Annotated in this window: 15 protein-coding genes and 3 pseudogenes; 8 read left to right on the top strand and 10 right to left on the bottom strand. The window is 55.3% G+C overall.

The features are described from left to right. Positions 1–28: 28 nt before the first annotated feature. On the bottom strand, positions 29–2,083 hold the full coding sequence (locus HLG82_RS03635; protein ID WP_193327354.1) for a hypothetical protein: 2,055 nt from the start codon (positions 2,081–2,083) through the stop codon (positions 29–31). A gap of 14 nt (positions 2,084–2,097) precedes the next feature. Then, positions 2,098–2,430, bottom strand: a complete 333-nt coding sequence (locus HLG82_RS03640; RefSeq protein WP_193327355.1) for a hypothetical protein — start codon at positions 2,428–2,430, stop codon at positions 2,098–2,100. A gap of 514 nt (positions 2,431–2,944) precedes the next feature. Between HLG82_RS03640 and HLG82_RS03645 the strand changes: the two genes are divergently transcribed. From HLG82_RS03645 to HLG82_RS03660, 4 genes and pseudogenes are all read left to right on the top strand, one after another. Further along, positions 2,945–3,229 carry a transposase gene (locus HLG82_RS03645; protein WP_193326469.1) on the top strand — a complete coding sequence of 95 codons (285 nt, stop codon included), beginning with the start codon at positions 2,945–2,947 and terminating at the stop codon, positions 3,227–3,229. Then, positions 3,199–4,095, top strand: coding sequence for an IS3 family transposase (locus tag HLG82_RS03650; RefSeq protein ID WP_193327356.1), 897 nt, complete (start codon positions 3,199–3,201; stop codon positions 4,093–4,095). Before HLG82_RS03645 ends, HLG82_RS03650 begins: the two co-directional genes overlap by 31 nt. Positions 4,096–4,136: 41 nt before the next feature. Beyond that, entirely contained in the window at positions 4,137–5,123 is a 987-nt protein-coding gene (locus HLG82_RS03655; RefSeq protein ID WP_193327357.1) for a phospholipase D-like domain-containing protein, read from the top strand. Positions 5,124–5,153: 30 nt separating this feature from the next. Then, positions 5,154–5,420, top strand: a pseudogene (locus HLG82_RS03660) (terminase); the annotation flags it as partial. Between the two features lie 36 nt (positions 5,421–5,456). On the opposite strand, the gene HLG82_RS03665 reads toward HLG82_RS03660, so the two are convergent. Next, a protein-coding gene (locus HLG82_RS03665) for an IS3 family transposase (protein ID WP_193327348.1) occupies positions 5,457–6,661 on the bottom strand; the annotation gives its coding sequence in 2 pieces (ribosomal slippage) (positions 5,457–6,364 and positions 6,364–6,661; 1,206 coding nt in all). Positions 6,662–6,753: 92 nt separating this feature from the next. Continuing rightward, a pseudogene (locus HLG82_RS10570) lies at positions 6,754–7,296 on the bottom strand (IS1/IS1595 family N-terminal zinc-binding domain-containing protein); the annotation flags it as partial. Positions 7,297–7,440: 144 nt separating this feature from the next. Between HLG82_RS10570 and HLG82_RS03670 the strand changes: the two are divergent. After that, positions 7,441–7,689 (top strand): ribbon-helix-helix domain-containing protein, encoded by a 249-nt coding sequence (locus HLG82_RS03670; RefSeq protein WP_193327358.1) that lies wholly within the window; start codon positions 7,441–7,443, stop codon positions 7,687–7,689. Between the two features lie 757 nt (positions 7,690–8,446). Further along, positions 8,447–9,451: a hypothetical protein gene (locus HLG82_RS03675; protein ID WP_193327824.1), complete on the top strand. Its 1,005-nt coding sequence runs from the start codon at positions 8,447–8,449 to the stop codon at positions 9,449–9,451. Positions 9,452–9,758: 307 nt separating this feature from the next. On the opposite strand, the gene HLG82_RS03680 is transcribed toward HLG82_RS03675, so the two are convergent. From HLG82_RS03680 to trpB, 3 genes and pseudogenes are all read right to left on the bottom strand, one after another. Then, complete coding sequence (locus HLG82_RS03680; protein WP_193327359.1) at positions 9,759–10,004, bottom strand: NADPH-dependent FMN reductase family protein; 246 nt, start codon at positions 10,002–10,004, stop codon at positions 9,759–9,761. 58 nt (positions 10,005–10,062) lie between these two features. Beyond that, positions 10,063–10,370 (bottom strand): annotated as a pseudogene (locus tag HLG82_RS10575) (NAD(P)H-dependent oxidoreductase); the annotation flags it as partial. Between the two features lie 329 nt (positions 10,371–10,699). Then, positions 10,700–12,040, bottom strand: a complete 1,341-nt coding sequence (gene trpB, locus HLG82_RS03690; RefSeq protein WP_193327360.1) for a tryptophan synthase subunit beta — start codon at positions 12,038–12,040, stop codon at positions 10,700–10,702. A gap of 307 nt (positions 12,041–12,347) precedes the next feature. Between trpB and HLG82_RS03695 the strand changes: the two genes are divergently transcribed. Then, positions 12,348–13,547: a polysaccharide deacetylase family protein gene (locus HLG82_RS03695; RefSeq protein ID WP_193327361.1), complete on the top strand. Its 1,200-nt coding sequence runs from the start codon at positions 12,348–12,350 to the stop codon at positions 13,545–13,547. A gap of 150 nt (positions 13,548–13,697) precedes the next feature. Further along, a complete protein-coding gene (locus tag HLG82_RS03700) occupies positions 13,698–15,032 on the top strand; it encodes an LssY C-terminal domain-containing protein (RefSeq protein WP_193327362.1) in 1,335 nt (444 codons plus the stop codon). Positions 15,033–15,072: 40 nt separating this feature from the next. Here the strand turns inward: HLG82_RS03700 and HLG82_RS03705 are convergent, their stop codons facing one another. From HLG82_RS03705 to HLG82_RS03715, 3 genes are all read right to left on the bottom strand, one after another. Then, a complete protein-coding gene (locus tag HLG82_RS03705) occupies positions 15,073–15,960 on the bottom strand; it encodes an HAD family hydrolase (RefSeq protein WP_193327363.1) in 888 nt (295 codons plus the stop codon). A 1-nt stretch (position 15,961) separates the two neighbouring features. Beyond that, positions 15,962–17,734, bottom strand: a complete 1,773-nt coding sequence (locus HLG82_RS03710; RefSeq protein WP_193327364.1) for a glycoside hydrolase family 3 protein — start codon at positions 17,732–17,734, stop codon at positions 15,962–15,964. Positions 17,735–17,831: 97 nt separating this feature from the next. After that, on the bottom strand, positions 17,832–19,280 hold the full coding sequence (locus HLG82_RS03715; protein ID WP_193327365.1) for an MFS transporter: 1,449 nt from the start codon (positions 19,278–19,280) through the stop codon (positions 17,832–17,834). Positions 19,281–19,356 lie beyond the last annotated feature (76 nt).

Below are 19,356 nucleotides of genomic sequence, written 5' to 3' on the forward strand. Positions count from 1 at the left end.
GGTTGTGACATTGTAGGATGCTCATTTTTCAGCTCTTTCCGGGCAGCCAGTTAGCGGCTTCTTTCTTAACAAGGACGTACATGAGGATTGCTTGGGTAAGAATAAAAACTAGGTAGAGGACCCCGATAGCGATCATGAATGACCACGGAAAGAATCCACCAAATGTGAAAAAGAACTGGCTCGCGAGGAAGACCCCTATACCAAGTGAGGCTATTCCCGTCACGATGCTCACTGTTGCGTGACGCATGGAGATCATCCACGCAATTGTGTCAGATTTGCCTGTCAAAGATGCGATGGGCGCAAACTCCTTGGCATGAGAGCTCGTTTCTCGCGCGTACTGCATCCAAACCGACGTCATCGCGTAAATGAAACCAAGCGTGGTAAAAAGCGTCAACCAAGTTGCTTGCTGTCGATATATCTGTGCGATCGCCCGCCCGCTTTCTCCATCAGTAATTGATAGTGGGGGAATGGGTGTATCAAACTCGATCCCTTGGATCTGTGTCAGTAAGTCTTCTTCTTGCTCAGAAATCGTATAAATCCACGCCCATCGAGATTCTAACGAGATTTCATCAAGTTGCGCACCATATTCGGGAACCAATACGTGCTGAACGTAGTCTCGAAGGTATGTGTGGTTCACCTGCCCTGAACTCACTTCTGCCACACCTTGACCATAGGCTGCCACATACACTGTCACTGCAGGGTCCTGGGACGCAATAATAGCTGCTGCGTCATCTAAACAGGTTGCGTAGTCTCCAGAGCAATTCAGTGATGTCTTGACAATTTGGAATCCGTCTGGAGGCCTTGGCGGGGGAACTTGAGCTCCAGCAATGATTCCAAACAGTGCCACGAGAATCACCCCGATGGCAACGAAGTTTCCTGCGAAAGCACCCGTTCGCGAAGCTTTATAGGGGTGATTGATCACCCAGCGAAAAAATACACCAGTTCGTAGATCTATTGCTCGTCTTTTTATCACGAAATTCGTCATGACGGCGCACAGCACTGCGAGGGTGGCATGTAGCCCCAAAATCACGAAAAAAACTGTGACCATGACAAGCGGGAGCACAAGGCTGTTGGGGATCTTTAGCCAGAACACTCCCATCACAGTTGCCAGCACGATTCCAAGCCCAAATAATGCAAGCCCCGAACCGGTACTGAGAGACCATCGTTTGCCCGCGCGGGAGCGAGTTCGGTTCGTGCTTGGCCACGTTAAGTACGCAAAAGCGATGCCTGTGACTATTGCGAGATAGGCGACGAGTGGCGCGAGGTTATCAACGTAGATATTGGGGTGAAGCCGATATCCCGTAAAAGGCAGACGAACATATCCCGACGCCAAGACCACGATGACTACTGCAGCTAGACTCACACCCACAAGGTATGGCCTGTAAAGGTAGGTAACCGAGTGCCGGATGAGTTCACGACGTGGAGCACCGATGCTCTCGAGCACGAACCGTTCACCGGAAAGCAGCTCCTCTACTGATGCACGTGTTGCGCGAAGGTTGAAAATAAGAGGAAAAGCGAAAACTAAAAGAGCCACCGGTAATAAGTACTGTGACCATTGCTCGTAGTTCACATCTCCAAATAGAGCACCTTCATGGCCTTCTTGAGCAAAGCCCGAGGAAAAATATACTCCCTCGTCTTCGCGTGCCAAATCAATAAACGCTTGCCCATTGCTTGGCCGATAATAGACGACAACCTCACCGTCTAGAATCACCGTGTCATCGATTATCGCCTGGATCGGCCCAAACTGGCTTTCCAAAATATCCGAATACTGCTTCGCAGCCTTTGACACCGCGATTTGCCCAGGTTCGAGCCATTCTGTTAACCCCACAGGTAATTCAGCGTCAACGCTCAGCGGCTCAAGCTCCAAAATCCCCACGAGGCGCGAATCGATAAAAGTATTATCCACTCGATAGGCAAAGCTCGCGTTCTCCTCATCGGCAACATACACAGGTGAACGCGAGTTTGCTATCGAGTACCTCAAATCAAGCTCAGCAGGAATCGCCGCTAGGGCGAAAAAACATATGACAAGGAAAAATGCTGTAACGCCTACATTAACTCGTTGTATGAGGTCTTGATACGACATTCACATTCCTGCAACTAAAAAATCCAGCCTCCACAATCCATCGGCAAAGGTCCCGAACGAGACAGGCACGGCTGAATAGCAGTGATCTTACTAGGAGCATACTTGGTGACCGTTGTGCCATAGCCGCTCTTGTTTGCTAAACCAGCCTGTCTTGTACCTCCGTCATACTTGTAGTTAACGGCGGGAAACTTTCCATCTCCGGCATTGTCCTTGATCGAGATAAATGATCCTGAGGTGTAGGTGTACTGACCATATTTCGTTCCACTGTAGGTAAGAGCAGATGCAGTCGATGCAACGCCCATCACCATTACGATCGCGGCCAAGCCTGCAGTGAAAGATCGCTTCATTTTATTCTCACTCCCTTGTGTTATATGAGCCAATATGATTCGCTGACAATGTGGGAAAGCGTTAGATGCCGGAGGCGTCTCACCACCCACATGTAAATCGTAGTGGATGTGTGCTCTGTCACGCTACCGTTTTCTAGGCCTTAGTTCGTTAAAGGGGAGCTTAAGTTTCTCTGCTCTATGTTCCTTGCGTAATCTCATGTCAGTTAACCTTTCGAACTAGGCTTAATTTTATTCTTTGGGGACCGAGCCTGCTGAAAGAAGTATTTATCTGATCTGCACTTTTCGCACCCTAGCCTAGCTATCTTCCTAGACAGCTCTGGACGATGAACTCTGGTGGCAGATATCTCTCGGCTCTGCACCTATTTGCCCAGCCCGCACGTTGCCCGCTGTCGTATCCAGTTTCGTGAACCTTAAAAGATACTCATTGAGGACGTGGAGTGCCCTAGGTTTTTAGGTCCAGGTGACTTGAGTGTTGTCCGTTGATCCCCTGCCTGTGGGTGGGGAGAATGGATGAATGGTGAAGAAGTTCAGTAAGCATACTCCTGAGCAGATTGTTCGTAAGCTTGATAAGGCGCGGGAGATGAAGGAATCAGGCTCGACGACGGCTCAGATCCTGACCGAACTTGGGATTAGTGAAGCCACGTTGAATAGGTGGCAGGCAACCTATGGGTCGATGACCAAGAGCGAAGCGAAAGAGCTCCAGCGCCTGCGCGATGAGAACACGCGCCTCAAACGCCTCCTGGGTCAGGCAGAGCTGGAGAAGGCTGCGTGGAAAGAATTATCGGAGGGAAACTTCTAAGCCCAGCTCGCCGCCATGATGCCGTCTGGCATCTCGTTGGGCTGGGCTATTCCCAAAGACTTTCCTGCCAGATCGTTGGGCTCTCTCGCAGTGCTTACCGGCGCGCTAGGACCCGTGAAAGCACGCCGGATAAATACGCGGACTTGCGCGAGTGGATGCACGAGTTCGCGCGTGATCACCGCCGGTGGGGACACCGGCGTGCCTGGAGAAACGCCCTCGCCGAGGGTTATGGGGTATGCCGGGAAACTTTCCGGCGCTTGTGGCGTGAAGAAGGTCTACGCGTGTTGCCGCGCAAGAAGCGTAAACGCCTCAGTGGTCACGGCCAGCGTGATGTTCCTGCTGGCCAGTACCCGAACGACGTGTGGGCGTTGGACTTCCAGTTCGATTCAACCTGGCATGGCAAGATGATCAAGATTTGCAACATTATTGATGAATACACCCGCGAGCACGTCGCCTTCGCGGTCGATAAAAAGCTTGATGCGGGCTCGGTGATCGAACTGCTCGACGTGGCTTGTCTGGAGCGCGGAGGACGCCCTAGGGTGATTCGGATGGACAACGGGCCTGAGTTCATCGCCCACGCCCTCGAGGTTTGGGCGGCCGAGGATAAGACGATCCAAGCGCTCATTCCGCCAGGCCAGCCATGGCATAACGGGTTCGTTGAGTCGTTCCATAACCGGATGCGAGACGAGCTCTTGGAGGATAACAGCATCGAGAACCTTGAGCATGCCCGCCTACTCGTGGCCCAGTGGTCACGGCGCTACAATGACTTCCATCCGCACTCGGCTACCTCAGCCCGCGGAAGTATGCGGAACAATGGAAACAAGAAAACACGGTCAACGCTTAAACCAAGTGGACCTAATTCTTAGGCCACCCCACGACGACGAAACAGAACTATTAGGATTGATACATGGCGCAAGACGGAGAAATTATTACCAATGCTTATCAGTGGCTAAGTGATGCTTTGATCCACCTTGATGGCGATCTTCTACTGACAAGCCCTTATCTAACGACCGATATTTGTCAAATGATCGCAAAATCGGTTTCAGGTGGGAATGCTCGGGGAGTTATTGTGACGACCCTCGATCCTAGCGCTGTGGCTGGTGGCTACTTGATGGTGCAAGGCCTGAAGAAACTTCTTGATGCTGGCATAGAAATCAGGCATGTAGAGCGTCTGCATGCCAAGTGCTTCATCGTTGGTACGCAGGCAATGTTGGGCTCGGCGAACCTGACGGGAGCAGGGCTAGGATCATCTGCCAACCGCAATCGTGAGCTAGGGGTCATGCTTGATGATGTTCAGCGGGATCAGGCTCAACTCGAAATCAGCGGTTGGCCAGCTCGCATAGTGAATCACGATGATCTCGATGAGCTTTTGCAGAAATCCAAAGAGCTAACCAGGCCGACACCTGCAGAAACCACAGAACTAACCGCTGACTCTGCATTGCGAAAAGTCGAACGTCTGCTAATAGATGCTAGGGATCCTAACCGTGAGTTGTGGGTGAAACTTGAGTACGGTGAACCCGCTCTTGATGGGTGGCGAGAGCCTTCGTGGTTTGCAAGCCCGAAGAAAGGCAAACCGAGTTTCAAGCCTGGCGACTTAGTATTCATTTGCGCCAAAGACACTCAAGACTGCTATGCCATAGTTGAGGTCACAGAGGAACCAGAGTATCAGCCTGCTGACTACGTGGAGTTTTGGAAATCTTCTGATCCGGCGCAATACGAAAGGTGGCCGTGGATTAACCGCACAAGACCGAGGCTTGTTCCCGATCAGTTGATGGCGCTTAAGCGTGATGAGCTAGGGATCAGTGGGCAAGCGCTGCAAAACGGCCACGTTCGGTTGAAATTTGACCAGTTTACTGCAGGCGTTCGGGCGCTTGCTCGACTTGCGACGGAGTAGAGACTGTACCTCCGTGTAGGAGGCATGTACATGGCGAAAGACGGCACGAACCGGGGCGGACGTCGTGTCCGGGCGGGTGCGAAGCCTGACCCGCTGAACGAGAAGCTCGCCGCAGGACGCCCTGCCACACGGCTCACCACACCGGCCGAGCTCGATGTGTTCGACCTGGACGGCACCGACATCGGCGATGGTGCGCTGCTCGCAGGCGAGACGATGCCAGAACCCGGCGACTACCTCTCGGCCGAGCAGCGCGACGGCCAACCGCTCGGTGCGGACCTGGTCTACCGGGAGACCTGGGGCCCGACCCCCGGAAAGTAGACACGGGGGATGTGATCAGGAAGCAGATCTCAGCGTAACAGGACATTGCTGTTCAAACACTGCTGGAGCGAGATACCCGCACCAGGAATGTCGAGGCGTGGTGTTGTAGCGGGTACACCAGCGGAAAACATCTCGCCGGCACTGCAACTGATTGGCAAACGTCTTCGCGTCCTGGAGGACCTCACGCTTCAACGCGGCGTTGAAGGACTCCGCCAGGGCGTTATCAGCGCTGCTGCCGATCGCGCCCATCGACTGCCGGACTCCCAGCTGTATGCAGGTGTCCTGGAACCCGTGCGAGGTGTATACGCTTCCGTGGTCGGAGTGAAAAATTGCGTCGTCGAGACTTCCGCGCTGGCCCTTGGCCATCACCAGGGCGTCCTGAACCAGGGAAGTACGCATGTGATCGGCGATCGCGAAGCCTACCAGCCGGCGGGAGAAACAGTCGATGACCGTGGCCAGGTACATATTCGACCCGTCCGCGATCGGCAGGTACGTGATATCGCCGACGTAGACCTGGTTCGGTGCCGGGGCGGTGAATTTCCTCCCCACCAGGTCCGCAAACACCGGCTTCCTCCTATCCGAGACAGTCGTGGTGACCTTGCGTTTCTTCGAGTAGCCAACCAGCTGCAACGAGCGCATGATCCGGGCGACTTTCTTGTGATTGACCGGACTGCCGGGCGAGTCGTCGTTGAGTTGCGCCGTGATGCGTTTGGCACCGTAGCAGCCGCGTTCTTTTGTGAACACGGCCTTGACCCGTGCGCCGAGGATCGCGTCGCTGAGCAGACGTTTCTTTCGCATGGCGGAGGTGTTTTTCCATTTGTCGTACGAGGACCGGTTGAGTTTCAGAACCTCACATAACCGCTTGACCGAACGGTCGTTCCGGGCGTCGTCAACGAACTGGAAGCGGATCACCAGGTCGTCTCTTCCGCGAAATATTTCGCGGCCTTGCGCAGAATGTCGCGCTCTTCCTTCAGTCGGGCGTTTTCCCGTTCCAGCTGGCGGATACGTTCGGCATCGGTCACCGATGTTGGGGTCTGCGAGGCGGCCTCGGTGCTGGTGGTGGTGCGGGCGCCGGTGCCATATTTGCGGACCCAGATCTGGAGGGTGTTGCGGTTGACGCCGAGTTCGGCGGCGAGGGCGTTGATCGATACGCCGGGGGAATTCTCGTAGACGGCGACCGCGTCGCGGCGGAATTCCTCAGTGTAGGTCTTGCTGGGCATGGTGGCAGGTTACCTTTCTTCCCCGGCAGAAAGCCGGGTTGTCGGGTGTCTACCAAACAGGGGTCAGGTCCGTGATTACGACGGATATTGCGTTGGATATGGACCAAGCATCGCTGAACGTGTGTGGTAGGCCAGCAGGTTTTGATCGCTGCTAGTGCTCCGCGTTGGCCGTCGGTGGTGACCACGGCCGGGGCGGGGATACGCGACAGTAAGGCCGTGTAGGCGGCTTTGGATTCCTTGTCGCACAGCTGGTAGGCGATAACACCGTCGGTAGTTGCTGTGATCAGCACACACCAGCCGTGAGCGATATAGGTCCCGTCGATGAAGACTTGGTCGTACACCTCCCCGGTAGGTTCCCAGACCGGACGGGTATCCCAACACCACGCGTGATCGCGATCCCACGTGCGGGTAGAGCCGGTCAGGCGGCGTTTGGGTTCGGTGTCGGTGACATAGTCACAAAACTCGCGGAATTGCGCTAGTTTTTGCTGGTCTGTGCGGGTGGAGGTGAAACTATAGCGGCAGTTTTTGCAGTACCAGCGTTGGCTACCAGCTGCTGTTTTGCCTTTCTTCTTACATGGTTCATCACAAATCGGGCAGTGACGGGCACGCGGATTAAAAGACTTCACCCCACGCACATAACCCGGCCAGATTCAAGCAAGCAACAAGATTAAGCCCGAAACCCATAATGATGCGTAATTTCGCCTGCCATAACAACGAAAAACCCGATCTTAAGACCCACGTTTTGTCTATTAACCCTAATTGTGTATTACGATTTACTCATGGGTGAAAAGATCGACGGTAAAGCGGTTACTGAGGAGCAGATTTCTCAGTGGGTTCGTGAGGCTGAAGATGGTTACGACGCCGCACTGCTGAAGAAGCGCGGACGCGGGCGTCCTGGTCGTGGTGCGCAGCCGAGCCAGGTTGTGGCGGTTCGCTTCACGCCTGAAGAGATTGTTGAGTTGGATCGGCGGGCGCAGTCGCGGGAGATGTCGCGCTCGGAGCTGATTCGAGAAGCGGCCTTGTTGTGAGTGTGAAGCTCCATGCTTCCGCACGCAAGCATCAGGCCAATCAGGGTCTGACAGACGACGGGATTATTCTCGCTGCCGAGTTCGCATTATGGGTAGAGCCTCTCGATGAGGAGAATCCACAGCGCGAACTTAGACTCGCTTTGATGATGCTGGCAGGTTGTTGGAGACCGTTGTTCTCATCTTTGATAGCGGCAATGAACTGATGATCCATGCCGTGAAGGCTAGGCCGCAATACATCGCACTTTTGCCATAACGTCCAGTTTTCACGCGATTCCTTGTCCCCTCATTTCGTTAGTCGAATGTGAGAAGAGAATAGCGCCTTTTGGAGCCAGCTCCCGGTTAGAGAGGATGGGCAGTCAGCTAGTCCTCGCGGCGTTCCCGCGAAGACTACTGTCCCGCCTTGGGCACCCGCTCCGGGGCCGATATCGATGTTGTCGTCGGCCTGGGCGATGGCCTCTAGGTTATGGTCTATGGCAATGATGGTTATGCCCCTCGGTGCAATACCGACGCTGGGTTCCAGAGGGGTTCTTACCATTTTTCTTCATGGGCCGACCGCATATCGGGCATAGACGGACGCGTGTACTACGGTGTTTCACCCCATACACATAATCGTTCTCAGGTCAAGGAAGCAACAGAATTCAGCCCAACAAGCTTAATGACAGCGACTTTTCCCGTAAAATCGATGAAAAACGCGACCTAAAGCACCGATTGTTCTCTAGTGGCCCAAAAGGCCTAAATCGCACCTATGTCAAAATGATTGAATAAAACAGATATATTTCCGCCAGGTGTTTCTGCAAAGGAGTTGAAATTGAAACTAAGGCGCACAATATCGGTGGTTATTTCGAGTGCGCTGCTCGCGAGTTGGACTGGTGTAGCCCACGCGGATGAAAGAGATAATTCTGCTGAAGAGTTGACAGTTAAGACTATTGAGCACGCATCTGTATCTGAGGGGATTGATACGTCGCTTAACTTGAATTTGACTAGTTTGGGTGACGATATTGTCACCTCGGAGGGCGCTGGAGGTATCCGGATTTCCAATGACGGAGGTCAGGCTACCGTGGAGGGAAGTTCTGGCTCTCTAGTGATTGAGGGTTCGGATGGACGAACACTTGATATAGGTAGTCGTGAAATGGCGACTGTGGACGCAGTCGAATCACGCAATGTTGATTACGCCGTGACAGTTAGCGAGGCAGGGAACGTCCGAGTGCACAGCATCATCGGGGACAAAAGCGCTCCAGAAGAATATTCATATTCCTTTCCGGGTGTAGACTCAATTGTTCTTGATTCCGAGACCGGCGTTGCATTTCTTTTCGCGTATGTTGACGGAGAGCCCGAGCTTGTTGGTGGTGTAGACGCGCCCTGGGCCCGAGATGCGAGAGGGGTTGAAGTTCCTACACACTTTAAAGTCCAAGGAAACGTTCTCACTCAAGTCGTCGAGCATAAGTCAGGCGATTTTGCCTACCCAATCACTGCCGATCCTTCATGGTGGGACAACGTTAAAGGCTGGTTCAAGAGTGCAGGATCGTGGGTAGTCAGCAAGGCAAAATCAGCCGCCAACTGGCTTGGTCCGAAAGCAAAGTGGCTTGGCGGTAAAGCTTGGTCGGGCACCAAATGGGTCGCAGGAAAGGGCTGGGTTGCTGTAAAGAAGATTGGACCCGGCGCGCTCGCATTATGTGCTGGCAAAGGCGGATGGGCTTGGTTTAGGTCCGATGCCTCTGGATGGGTTCGCGTTGGAGACGCTGTAGCGGGGTGCTTCTCGTGATGAGAGTGCTACGTTTTGTACGAGATCTCATTTTTGTAGGTTTCGTTCTGCTGTTCATGACAACGAATATTACACAGAGCTGGGACTACTGGTGGGTTGCCTTGGGGGGGACTTTATTTTTTATGCTCCCAGAGCTTGCTGACCTGCTAAAAGGACGGAATAGCCAAGAATAGTCCCTAACTTGGATGATTGGGGTCTCTGACGAGTTAAACACGCAATCGCTCGACTCCTAGGGGATTCAAGTGCCCACAATGGCGGAACTGCCGGCAAAGATGAGGGGCGTGTTATTGAGAGCCAGCAGGTCGGCTCAGAGCACGCGAGCCGCGGACTCGACCGTGCCGATGAAGGCCCTGATGTCAGCTTCATTATCATTCTTTCCATCGATACCGCCGAATACGAGACGTTGCGTGGTCTTGATGCCGCAGTAGCTCAAGACATGCTTGGCGATTCGCGAGACTGGATAGGCCGGATGAAACCGGGCATACGCCGTGGGTGCGTGGCTTGTAGCGACGATCGTTGCGGTGCGTCCGGAAAGGAGCCGTTCCGGACGCACCTGGAATATAGTAGTAGGCCCTTCCGGGCACAAGGACGCGGTCAAACCGCCCTTTGAGCACTGACGGCTCACCGGCCCACCAGACGGGGAAACTACCGTAAGATGCTCGCACCATTCGAGGAGCTCTTGGCTTTCCATGATGCAGGGATCTTCGGCCATGTGCTTGTAATAGCCGGAGCGCAACAGGGGATCGAACTCTTTGTTACCGAGGTTGACGAGCTCGACCTCGTTTCCTGCCTGGCGGGCGGCATCGGCGTAGGCGTTGGCTAGGTCCGCCGATAACGAGTGCGCATCGTGTAACCAGAGACGACGAGTGTACGCACACCAACCTTCCTCTACGCGGCGCAGAGCAACGATGCTGGCTATTTCTCTATCGCACCGAAAGACGAGATCTGCCGCTCTCTGGTGTCATCTCAAGGTCGAATGCCTAGGGTAGGAGGTTAGCGCGCGTTTACGCGGCTTAGCCGTGAGCTACGGGGTCGCGTCTGGTATGAAGCTCGCGTTGTCGGCGTTCGCAAACCCGCAGGGCGCGGTAGCGTTACCGCACAGAACCGAATGCCAAGAGACCGACGTGTATTGATCCAGATGGAAAGAGCCCACTTTGCCAGTATCCCGGCGCCCGTTCCGATTGCGGCTTGTAGCTTCGCGCCGGGAAACCCCGTATCACCGTGCGCGCTGACGTTGATCCGGCCACACTAGCGCTTGACTCCTTCGCGTTCGTTCGACTCCGCTGTCATTTGCTCGACGACGTCCCGCACGGAGATTTCCTGATCCGTGACTGGGAATTCCTTGGGGTCCTTGAATGCGAGATCGCCAAGCAGGCGCATGACGAGGTCCATGTCCTTGTCTCCACGCCCGGAGAGATTGACGAGAATATTGAGCTCTTCGCCGCTCTCTTGCGCTCGTTCGGCCATTTTCAAAGCGTAGGCGACAGCGTGAGAGGATTCGAGTGCCGGCAAGATTCCTTCGTAGCGTGACAGGAGCCGGAAGGCCTGCAAAGCTTCGGCGTCCGTAACCGATGCGTAATCAGCACGGCCGGTTTGCTGAAGGTAGGCGTGTTCGGGGCCGACGCCGGGATAGTCCAGACCCGCCGCGATGGAGAATGACTCACGCATGTCACCATTCGCGTCGCGCACGATCGGGCAGCGTGCACCGTGGAGCACCCCGATCTTTCCCACGTTGAGCGGAGCGCCGTTGTAATAGGTGTCTAGACCCTCGCCACCTGGCTCCACACCGATCAATCGTACTTCTTCGTTGCCGGGCTCGTCCTTCAGATATTCGGCGAAAGCGCCGATAGCGTTCGATCCACCCCCGACGCATGCGACGACGGCGTTAGGCAAGCGGCCTGTGCGGCGTAGCATCTCCGTGCGTGTCTCTTTGGAAATGACCGACTGAAACTCTTTGACGAGGGTCGGATAGGGGTGCGGCCCGCACGCCGATCCGAGCACGTAATGGGTCGTGTCAAGGTGCGTAGCCCAGTCTTCGAGGGCGACGTCGATCGCCTTCGACATCGATTCCAGACCACCTACGCTGACAGGCACAACGGTGGCGCCCATCAAACGCATGCGTTCAACATTTGCTTGCTGGCGGGCGACGTCGTGTGCACCCATGTAAATCGTGCAGTCCATGCCCATGAGCGAGGCGACCATTGCGGTTGCCGTCCCATGCTGGCCCGCGCCCGTCTCTGCGATGAGGCGAGTCTTTCCCATTCGTTTGGCCATCAAGGCTTGCCCGAGTACCTGATTCGCTTTATGGGCGCCGCCGTGGGCGAGGTCTTCACGCTTGAGGAAGATGCGAACTTTGCCGTTCCCCTCTCCAGGCAGGTTTGCCAGTTCGGTGATGGGAGTAGGACGGCCAAGGAACTCACGTTGCAGGCGGTCGAGGTCGGCGAGGAAATCCTGAGACTGCATCGCTTCGACGAAACTGCGTTCGACGTCGTCGAGCACGGGAAGCAGAAAGTCGGGTACATATTGGCCTCCAAACTCGCCGAAATAGGCGGGAAGGAGAGTGTCGCGGTAGACGAGGGGAGTGTTCATGGTGATCCTTTCGAGGTCGGGATGAGGTGGAGGGAGTGCTACCAGCTCGCGACTCGAAAGCTATCCAGATACAAAAACCGGCTCACGATCGAGTGCGATCGACGAGCCGGAGACGTCAACGAAGGGGCCCGCCGTTACGCGCGCCACCACCAGAACCGGTTGATCGTTGTCATCTGCATGCCTTGAGAGTAAGACGTGCAGCCCTCGTATGTCAAAGATAATCAAATGGCGGACGATGCCGATTTCGCAGGGAAAAACAGACTGGGCGCGGAGCCGCGGGAAAGGCGGTTTTAGTAGAGTATGAGTCATGAAGAGCCGAAGAACCTGGATTGCTTTAACAAGTGTTGTTGGCGTAGTGATGATCTTTGCGTTGGGGGCGTTCGTGAATCCCTTGCGGGCGCACGTTAAACTTCAAGGAGAGAGCGATGTTACTGTCAACTTCGGTGAGGTCTTTGAAGATCCAGGTGCCTCGGCATTCCTCGGAACAAAGTTATTTCCTAAACATATTTCGCACCTAGAGGTTAAAACCAGCGGTGATGTCGACACGAGGCGACTCGGCGATTATCAGCTTAACTACGATGCATGCTGGTGGTATCTGTGTAGTCGGTCCACCCGTTCAATACATGTAGTGGACACGAAAGCACCTGAACTGATCCTCCAGGGAGAAGAAAAGTTGAGTGTTCCTGCAGGAGGTGTTTTTCAGGATCCGGGAGTTCGCGCTAACGACGGCGTCGATGGTGATATTACGGCTAAAGTGCTGACATCTGGTCGAGTTGATACCAGTATTCCGGGCGACTATACCCTTCGATATGAAGTCGTGGATGCTAGCGGGAATAAGGCAAGCGCAACACGTGTAGTGACTGTTCTGCCAGCCGAACAAAAGGCTCCAGGACACAAGGTGGTTTATCTGACCTTCGACGACGGGCCCAGTGCCTACACTGGGAAATTGCTTGAGGTCTTGAAAGCCCATCAGGTCAAAGCGACTTTCTTCGTTACCGGATTTGGCGATTCCTCACTGATTGGACGAGCATCTGCTGAGGGACATGCAGTTGGCGTGCACACAATGACGCATAACTACAGCCAAATATATGCAAGCATGGAGGCATATCTAGCCGATCTCAAACAAATCAGCGATCTTGTTTTAGCTCAAACAGGAAAAACGACTCATCTGCTGCGTTTCCCCGGTGGTAGCTCAAACACAGTTTCGCGTATTACGCCTGGTATTATGTCGCGGCTTGCACAGGAGTTGCCAGCACGCGGATACCACATTTTTGATTGGAACGTATCTAGCGGTGATGCTGGCAGGGCAACATCATCTGATGCCGTGTATGAGAATGTTATTGCAGGTATTAAGTCTCATGACGTTTCGGTGGTGCTCCAACATGACACGAAGAGCTTCAGTGTAGAGGCGGTTGATAGGGTAATTCGATGGGGGAAAGCTCAAGGCTACACTTTCTTGCCACTCGATGAGACGAGCCCGGGGATGCGCCATCGCATAGTGAACTAATCACACCTGCTGGAGCATGAAGAACCCGACCAGACCTATCTATTTAGCCGACATTATGTCTTCTCGTGTCGCGAGAGTATGTTAGTTTTGGTTAACTCCCGCGGTACAGTTCTCGCATCTATTGACGATTTCGTATGGAATGGGAAATGAATGGAAATATCGTTGCAACCAGAAGCAACTCGTTGGCTTGTACCGGAAGATGAACCGCAGTATGTGCACCCAGTTGAGAAAATTAGGACCCGAAAGTGGCAGATTTATGACGTCATAGCGTCTTTTTTCGCTACTCTTTCCGTCATTCTCGTGTTGTGGTTCAGTCTACTTGTATTGGACCGTGGAGTTCCAGGGGAACATCTATGGATGCTCAACTTGGTGCTATTTTGGGCGGTAATTGCTTACCTCGCTTTTCCGCGACTTCACCAAATTGTTTCTACCGTCTATGTGCCAAACTACTTTATCGGACGTACTCGAACTGCAGATGGCATTCTCGGAGACCCAATCAATCTGGCTTTCAACGGTACTGAGAGCCACATGCATGAGGTCATGCAACGGGCTGGCTGGGCAAAGGCTGATCCCCTCACAGTCCATACTGCGTGGAAAATTGTCGTTGCTTCGGTGCTAAGGAGATCGTATCCTTCAGCGCCGGTTTCACATCTATTTTTGTTCGGTCGTCAAGAGGATTTCGCATACGAGCGTGAAGTCGACGGCAACCCGGCGCGGCGTCACCATGTCAGGTTTTGGAAGGTACCGGAGGGGTGGACTTTGCCTGGCGGTATCTCGGTAGACTGGCTGGCTGCGGCCACGTATGACCGCTCTGTGGGATTTTCACTGTTTACGGGTCAAGTCACGCATAAGATTGATGCCCATATTGACTTCGAACGGGATTACCTGATTGAGACTATTTTGTATGGTTCGCCTCAGGTGCAGGTGGGCGTGATCGAGCGCTACTTCAATGCCTACCATTCCCGTAACGGAGGCGGAGACACCATCAAAACAGATGGTGACCTGCCTGTACTTGATGTGATGACGGCCGTACAGGCTGTAAGCAACCATGATCAGGCCGAGGATGAACCCCATGAATCGCATGCCGAATATATGGAGTGCGCCAAGGGAGCCTCGCCTGTACCTCCCCATGCCCAAAGAGAACTACCTCCTGTGCTCATATGGCTCGTAGCTCTTGTCATGCTCGCAAGAGGGATAAGTAACTTGGCTTTGAGTGAGTTCTCGTTTGCCTCGGTCGCCTTATCCGCAGCGATAGATGTGATTTTGCTTGCTTTGATAATTCTCAGGCAAAGATGGGCATGGGTATTTACATTAGTCATTCAAAGTGTGGTTGCTGTTACACTACTTGGCTTCGCATTCTCAGAAGAAAGCTGGGCGCTACTTCAAGCCTGCTTCCCAGTGCTGTTGGTGTTTGCACTCTCGGCTACGTCAGTAAGACTGTGGGTAAGCCAGGGGCGCAAAGAAAGGTATTTTAAGACATCTTAGAACTTTTCCATTGTCTGTCCTGCCTGCAGCTGAAACGGTTTTATGGCTTCCATGGTGGGCTGGCAGGCAACAGGGCGTCGTATTCCGCGATGAGTCGGTCTTGGTAGGCGCCGCGATACGATCCTTCCAGGAACTTCGCGAAGGCCTCGGTTCGAAGTCGCTCCCACGATTCCTTTTCATTGCCGGGATTGATGGGATACCACAGCACCCCCTGGGAGGCGGCGGCGGCCCCGTCGCCGGGAGCGTCGCCGATGAGCAGGATACGGTCGTCGTCGTACTTTCCTTTTGCGGCGTATTGAAGCTGCTGAGACTTCGTTCCCATCTCCTGGCCCGCCATCATCTCCATCAACGAATCGAGGCCGTGTTCACCCCACTCGCGGTTAAGGAAACGTAGCGATGCGGCCGACACGGTCATGAGGTCGGCGTGCTCCTTCATCATGGTGATCGCGGAACGGACGCCGGGGAAGGGCGCGCAGCCGTGTACCATCCACTCAACCAATTCGTTGACGCATTCGCCCCATGCGATGCAGGTAGTGATCTCTTCGGACGGGTTATCGGCCGCAAATTGTTCTATCCCCGCAGACGAGAGGGGAAGCCCCGAGGCGAGGAACTTCTTGAGCTCTTTGCCATCGGGAAGCGTCACCGGGCGTTCGAGGACCTCGGGTCGCTCTTTGAGCATGTCGAAGATGATATCGAGCGTCACCCACCGATTCATCCCGCGTGTTTTTGAATGGAGATTGACGAAGATCGCCGTCTCGCGCACGAGTGTGGAGATGGGTTGGAGGTTGAAGACCTTAATGTAGGCCGGGGTGAAGCACTCGTAATGCTTGATGTCCATGGCGTCGATAGCGCAGCCATCAGAATCGATGCCGACGAAATATTCCTTCTGAGGTGCGAAGTCAACTAGGGCTTGGGTCAGTGCGCTCATGTCAGATCCTCGTGTCAATCTTGCCGCAGAAGGCGTCGACGGGGGAGACGCCTGTGAATTCGGATAGCCCCTCGAGCTTGTCGAGGAGGGCGTCGATGGTGAATTCCTTGTCGTCGTAAGCGTTGATGTAGGTCTTGACCTGTGGAACGTCCGCGAGCGCGTAGGGAGTTGCTGTCGAAATGTAAATGGTTGGTATTTCGAAGACATACCACGGAATGTCGAGCGTGCCCTTGGTTGCGGGCCATTGGACACGCTCCACGGGCTGCATGAGACCTTCTATCTTGGACACCATGAGGACGAGATCGTAACGATCCGTGAGGTTGGCGATGGGGGCTTTGCCTGCGTAGACGCTCCGGACCGCGTCAGCCTGCTCGTCCGGGCTCATGGTTGCGAGTTTGTCGAGCATGGACTCGTGGCGGGTTACCTCATAGCCGCGCTCGCGAAGCTTATGCGCGACGACGTCGGCCGGGTGGCTGGCCTCTCCGCCGCCTCCGAAGGCGCGCGAGATGGGGTTGGACGGACCGGAGACGGCGACGACGAGCACGCGCTTAAACCGCTGCGGGTTGACCGGGAACACCGCGGGCTCCTTGCTTTTGACGAGGGTGATTGCCTCGTCGGCGACTTTACGAGCGATGTCGGCGTTTTCGGGGAGGCCAATGAGCTGCATGGCCGCGTCCTTGGCAGGCAGGATCTTCTCGCGCGGCGTCGTGTGTAGGCCGAGGCGGGCCTTGAGGCCGAGAATGCGTTCGAGGGCTTCGTGGAGCCGGTCGTCGGTGATGACGCCGGCGTGATAGCCCTCCATCATCCACCGGAAATCCTCGTCGGGGTCGTTGAAGAAGAGGAAGAGGTCGCATCCGGCGGCGATGGCGCGCGGCAGGAGTTCTTTGCGTTTCATCGCGCCGGTGAGTCCAACCATGTGCGAGGCGTCAGTGACGACGACGCCATTGAATCCCATCTTTTCGCGCAGGAGATTCGTGAGGATTTCCTTCGAAAGTGTGGCCGGAAGGAGGTCCTCGATCTCCATATCCGGGTTGAAATGCGCCTGATAGGAGGGCAACATGATGTGTCCGGCCATAATAGAGGGCAGGCCGTCGTCGATGAGCCCTTGGTAGACCTTGCCGAATGTGGCGTCCCATTCCTCGACGGAGTAGGAGTTGACGGAGGCCGAGAGGTGCTGGTCGCGCTCGTCGATACCGTCGCCGGGAAAGTGCTTGGCGGCCGGGAGAATGCCGGACTCCATAATGCCCTTCATGTAGGCGCGCGACAGCTGGAGAACCTGGTCCGGGTCGGATGAAAATGCTCGGCTCGAGATGATCGGGTTGCGCCAGTTGCGCATGATGTCCACGATCGGTGCAAAGGACCAGTTGCAGCCGATTGCTGCTGCCTCGACGCCGGAGATGCGCCCGAGCTCGTAGGCCCACTTCGGGTCGTGGGCGGCGGCGATCTTCACCTCATGGCCAACGTAGGTGCCGTCTTTGCATGCGCCGTTGCCTCCGGCCTCCATGTTGGCGGCGATGAGGAGCGGGATCTTCGACTTGGTCTGCAGGATGTAGTTTTGTTCCCAGACCTCGGCCGCGAGCCCAGGGTTATAGCGAACCGCGCCGATGTGGTACGTGTTGAGAACGTCAGTGAGATACTCTTCAGTGCGTTCGGCACCCATGTTGACGAAGAGTTGGCCGATCTTTTCCTCGATTGTCATGGAGGCGATCGTCTCGCGGACCCAGGCTATCGCCTCGGCGTCGAGATTGTAGGGCGTTGCGGTGAGGTCAACCATGGTTCTTCCTTCTGTTGGGGGCTGAGGGCTCTGGTCGAAATGAACCAGAGCCCTCAGGGCACTGCTTACCTAGTTGTGCTTTTGTCGTTGCGCTTGCCTAGTTGACGATATCGGCGGCGCGGCGGGCGCTGAGGATTTCTACGTTTTCGTCGACGACCTTCTTCTTCAGCGGGTAGAGGAAGACGAGCGCGAGGCCGACGAGGAGGCATCCGACGCCGGGGACGAGGGTGGAAAGATCGTAGATTGCCGACTTGACGGCGTCGGTCTGTGCCAGTCCCTGGGAGGCTGCGGCGGAGTCGAAGCCGACCCAGGCGAGCGCGTATCCGGTCAGGCCACCGGCCGCAGCTTGGCCGAGCTTACGTGCCCACGAGTAAACCGAGTAGACGGTTGCATCGTTGCGTATGCCTGTCTTGACCTCTTGGTAGTCGATCACGTCGGTGATGAATGCCCAGATGAGGTAGTTGAAGGTGGAGATGGCGAACATCGCCACCGCATAGAAGGTAACCCAGAGCCAGAAGTTTTCGGTCTTGATGAGCCAGGCGGCCAGGAGCACCGCTCCGCCGACTCCCATGGCGAACGCGCCGACCTCGGCCTTGCCGAAGCGCTTGGACAGCCATGGGGCGAGGAAGATGAGGATCACGGCGGCGGGGATGAGAGCCGCGAGCGAGGCGGGCGATTGCAGCTTACCGTTGCCAAACCAGTTGAGCATGAGGTATCCGAGGATTCCGCCGAGGAAGAGCGAGGACACCAGGAGGAGAAGTGCGGCAAGGATGAGCCCGCCGAGGGCACGGTTGGAGAAGACATCCTTGAGCATCTTGCCGACGCCAACGCCCGCGTGGGAGATCGATTCGGTGAAGACGCGTTCTTCGCACAGCTTGTAGCAGATGGCGTAGCACACGACGGCGAGGACCGAGCACACGATGGCGGCGGTGGTCATGCGAGGGCCGTTGAGGACGGAGATGCCGGCTGCATTGGTGGTGAAGACGACCAGCGGTAGTACGGAAGTGATGACGAGCTGAGCCAGGGTGGCGCCGGTGGAGCGGTAGACGGAGAGCTGAGCGCGATCATCGGCGTCGGTTGACATGACCGAGGCCATCGAGCCATAGGGAATGTTAATCGCGGTATAACACACCGAGCCCCACAGGAAGTAGGTGGCGCACATCCACACAACCTTCAGCGTGTAGGAATGGAATGAGGAGATGAAGCTGAGGTACATGAGGGCCGAGGCGACGGCCACGGGGATCGCGATGAACTTGATCCAGCGCTTGAAGCGATCGCCGCCATCCTTGACGGGCAGGCGGTCAACGATAATTCCCATGCCGACGTCGGTAAATCCGTCGAAGATCCTCGCCACGAGCAAAAGCGTGGCTACGTGGGCGGGCTTAACGCCTGCCACGTTTGTGTAGAAGAGGGTGAAGAACATTGCTTGGAGGATAAAGGTGAAGTCGTTTCCGAAATCGCCAAACATGTATCCGAGCTTGTCCCTCAATCCAAAAGGTCGCTTCGCGCGAATCTGGGGTGTGATTCCCTGTGCAGTTGCAGTCATGGCTGCTCCTTCCAACTTGCCTCATTGCAAATCTGTGTCCCTTGCGGTTGAGAAAAATGTTGGCATGGCTTCACAT

Origin of the sequence: Trueperella pecoris, assembly GCF_014926385.1 — a bacterium.
Classification (GTDB): domain Bacteria; phylum Actinomycetota; class Actinomycetes; order Actinomycetales; family Actinomycetaceae; genus Trueperella; species Trueperella pecoris.

Bases quoted from the DNA above. Each gene is read 5' to 3' on its own strand.
- HLG82_RS03700 (WP_193327362.1), top strand. From the start codon at position 13,698: ATGGAAATATCGTTGCAACCAGAAGCAACTCGTTGGCTTGTACCGGAA.
- HLG82_RS03705 (WP_193327363.1), bottom strand. From the start codon at position 15,960: ATGAGCGCACTGACCCAAGCCCTAGTTGACTTCGCACCTCAGAAGGAA.
- HLG82_RS03710 (WP_193327364.1), bottom strand. From the start codon at position 17,734: ATGGTTGACCTCACCGCAACGCCCTACAATCTCGACGCCGAGGCGATA.
- HLG82_RS03645 (WP_193326469.1), top strand. From the start codon at position 2,945: ATGGTGAAGAAGTTCAGTAAGCATACTCCTGAGCAGATTGTTCGTAAG.
- HLG82_RS03695 (WP_193327361.1), top strand. From the start codon at position 12,348: ATGAAGAGCCGAAGAACCTGGATTGCTTTAACAAGTGTTGTTGGCGTA.
- HLG82_RS03670 (WP_193327358.1), top strand. From the start codon at position 7,441: ATGGGTGAAAAGATCGACGGTAAAGCGGTTACTGAGGAGCAGATTTCT.
- HLG82_RS03640 (WP_193327355.1), bottom strand. From the start codon at position 2,430: ATGAAGCGATCTTTCACTGCAGGCTTGGCCGCGATCGTAATGGTGATG.
- HLG82_RS03715 (WP_193327365.1), bottom strand. From the start codon at position 19,280: ATGACTGCAACTGCACAGGGAATCACACCCCAGATTCGCGCGAAGCGA.
- HLG82_RS03655 (WP_193327357.1), top strand. From the start codon at position 4,137: ATGGCGCAAGACGGAGAAATTATTACCAATGCTTATCAGTGGCTAAGT.
- trpB (WP_193327360.1), bottom strand. From the start codon at position 12,040: ATGAACACTCCCCTCGTCTACCGCGACACTCTCCTTCCCGCCTATTTC.
- HLG82_RS03635 (WP_193327354.1), bottom strand. From the start codon at position 2,083: ATGTCGTATCAAGACCTCATACAACGAGTTAATGTAGGCGTTACAGCA.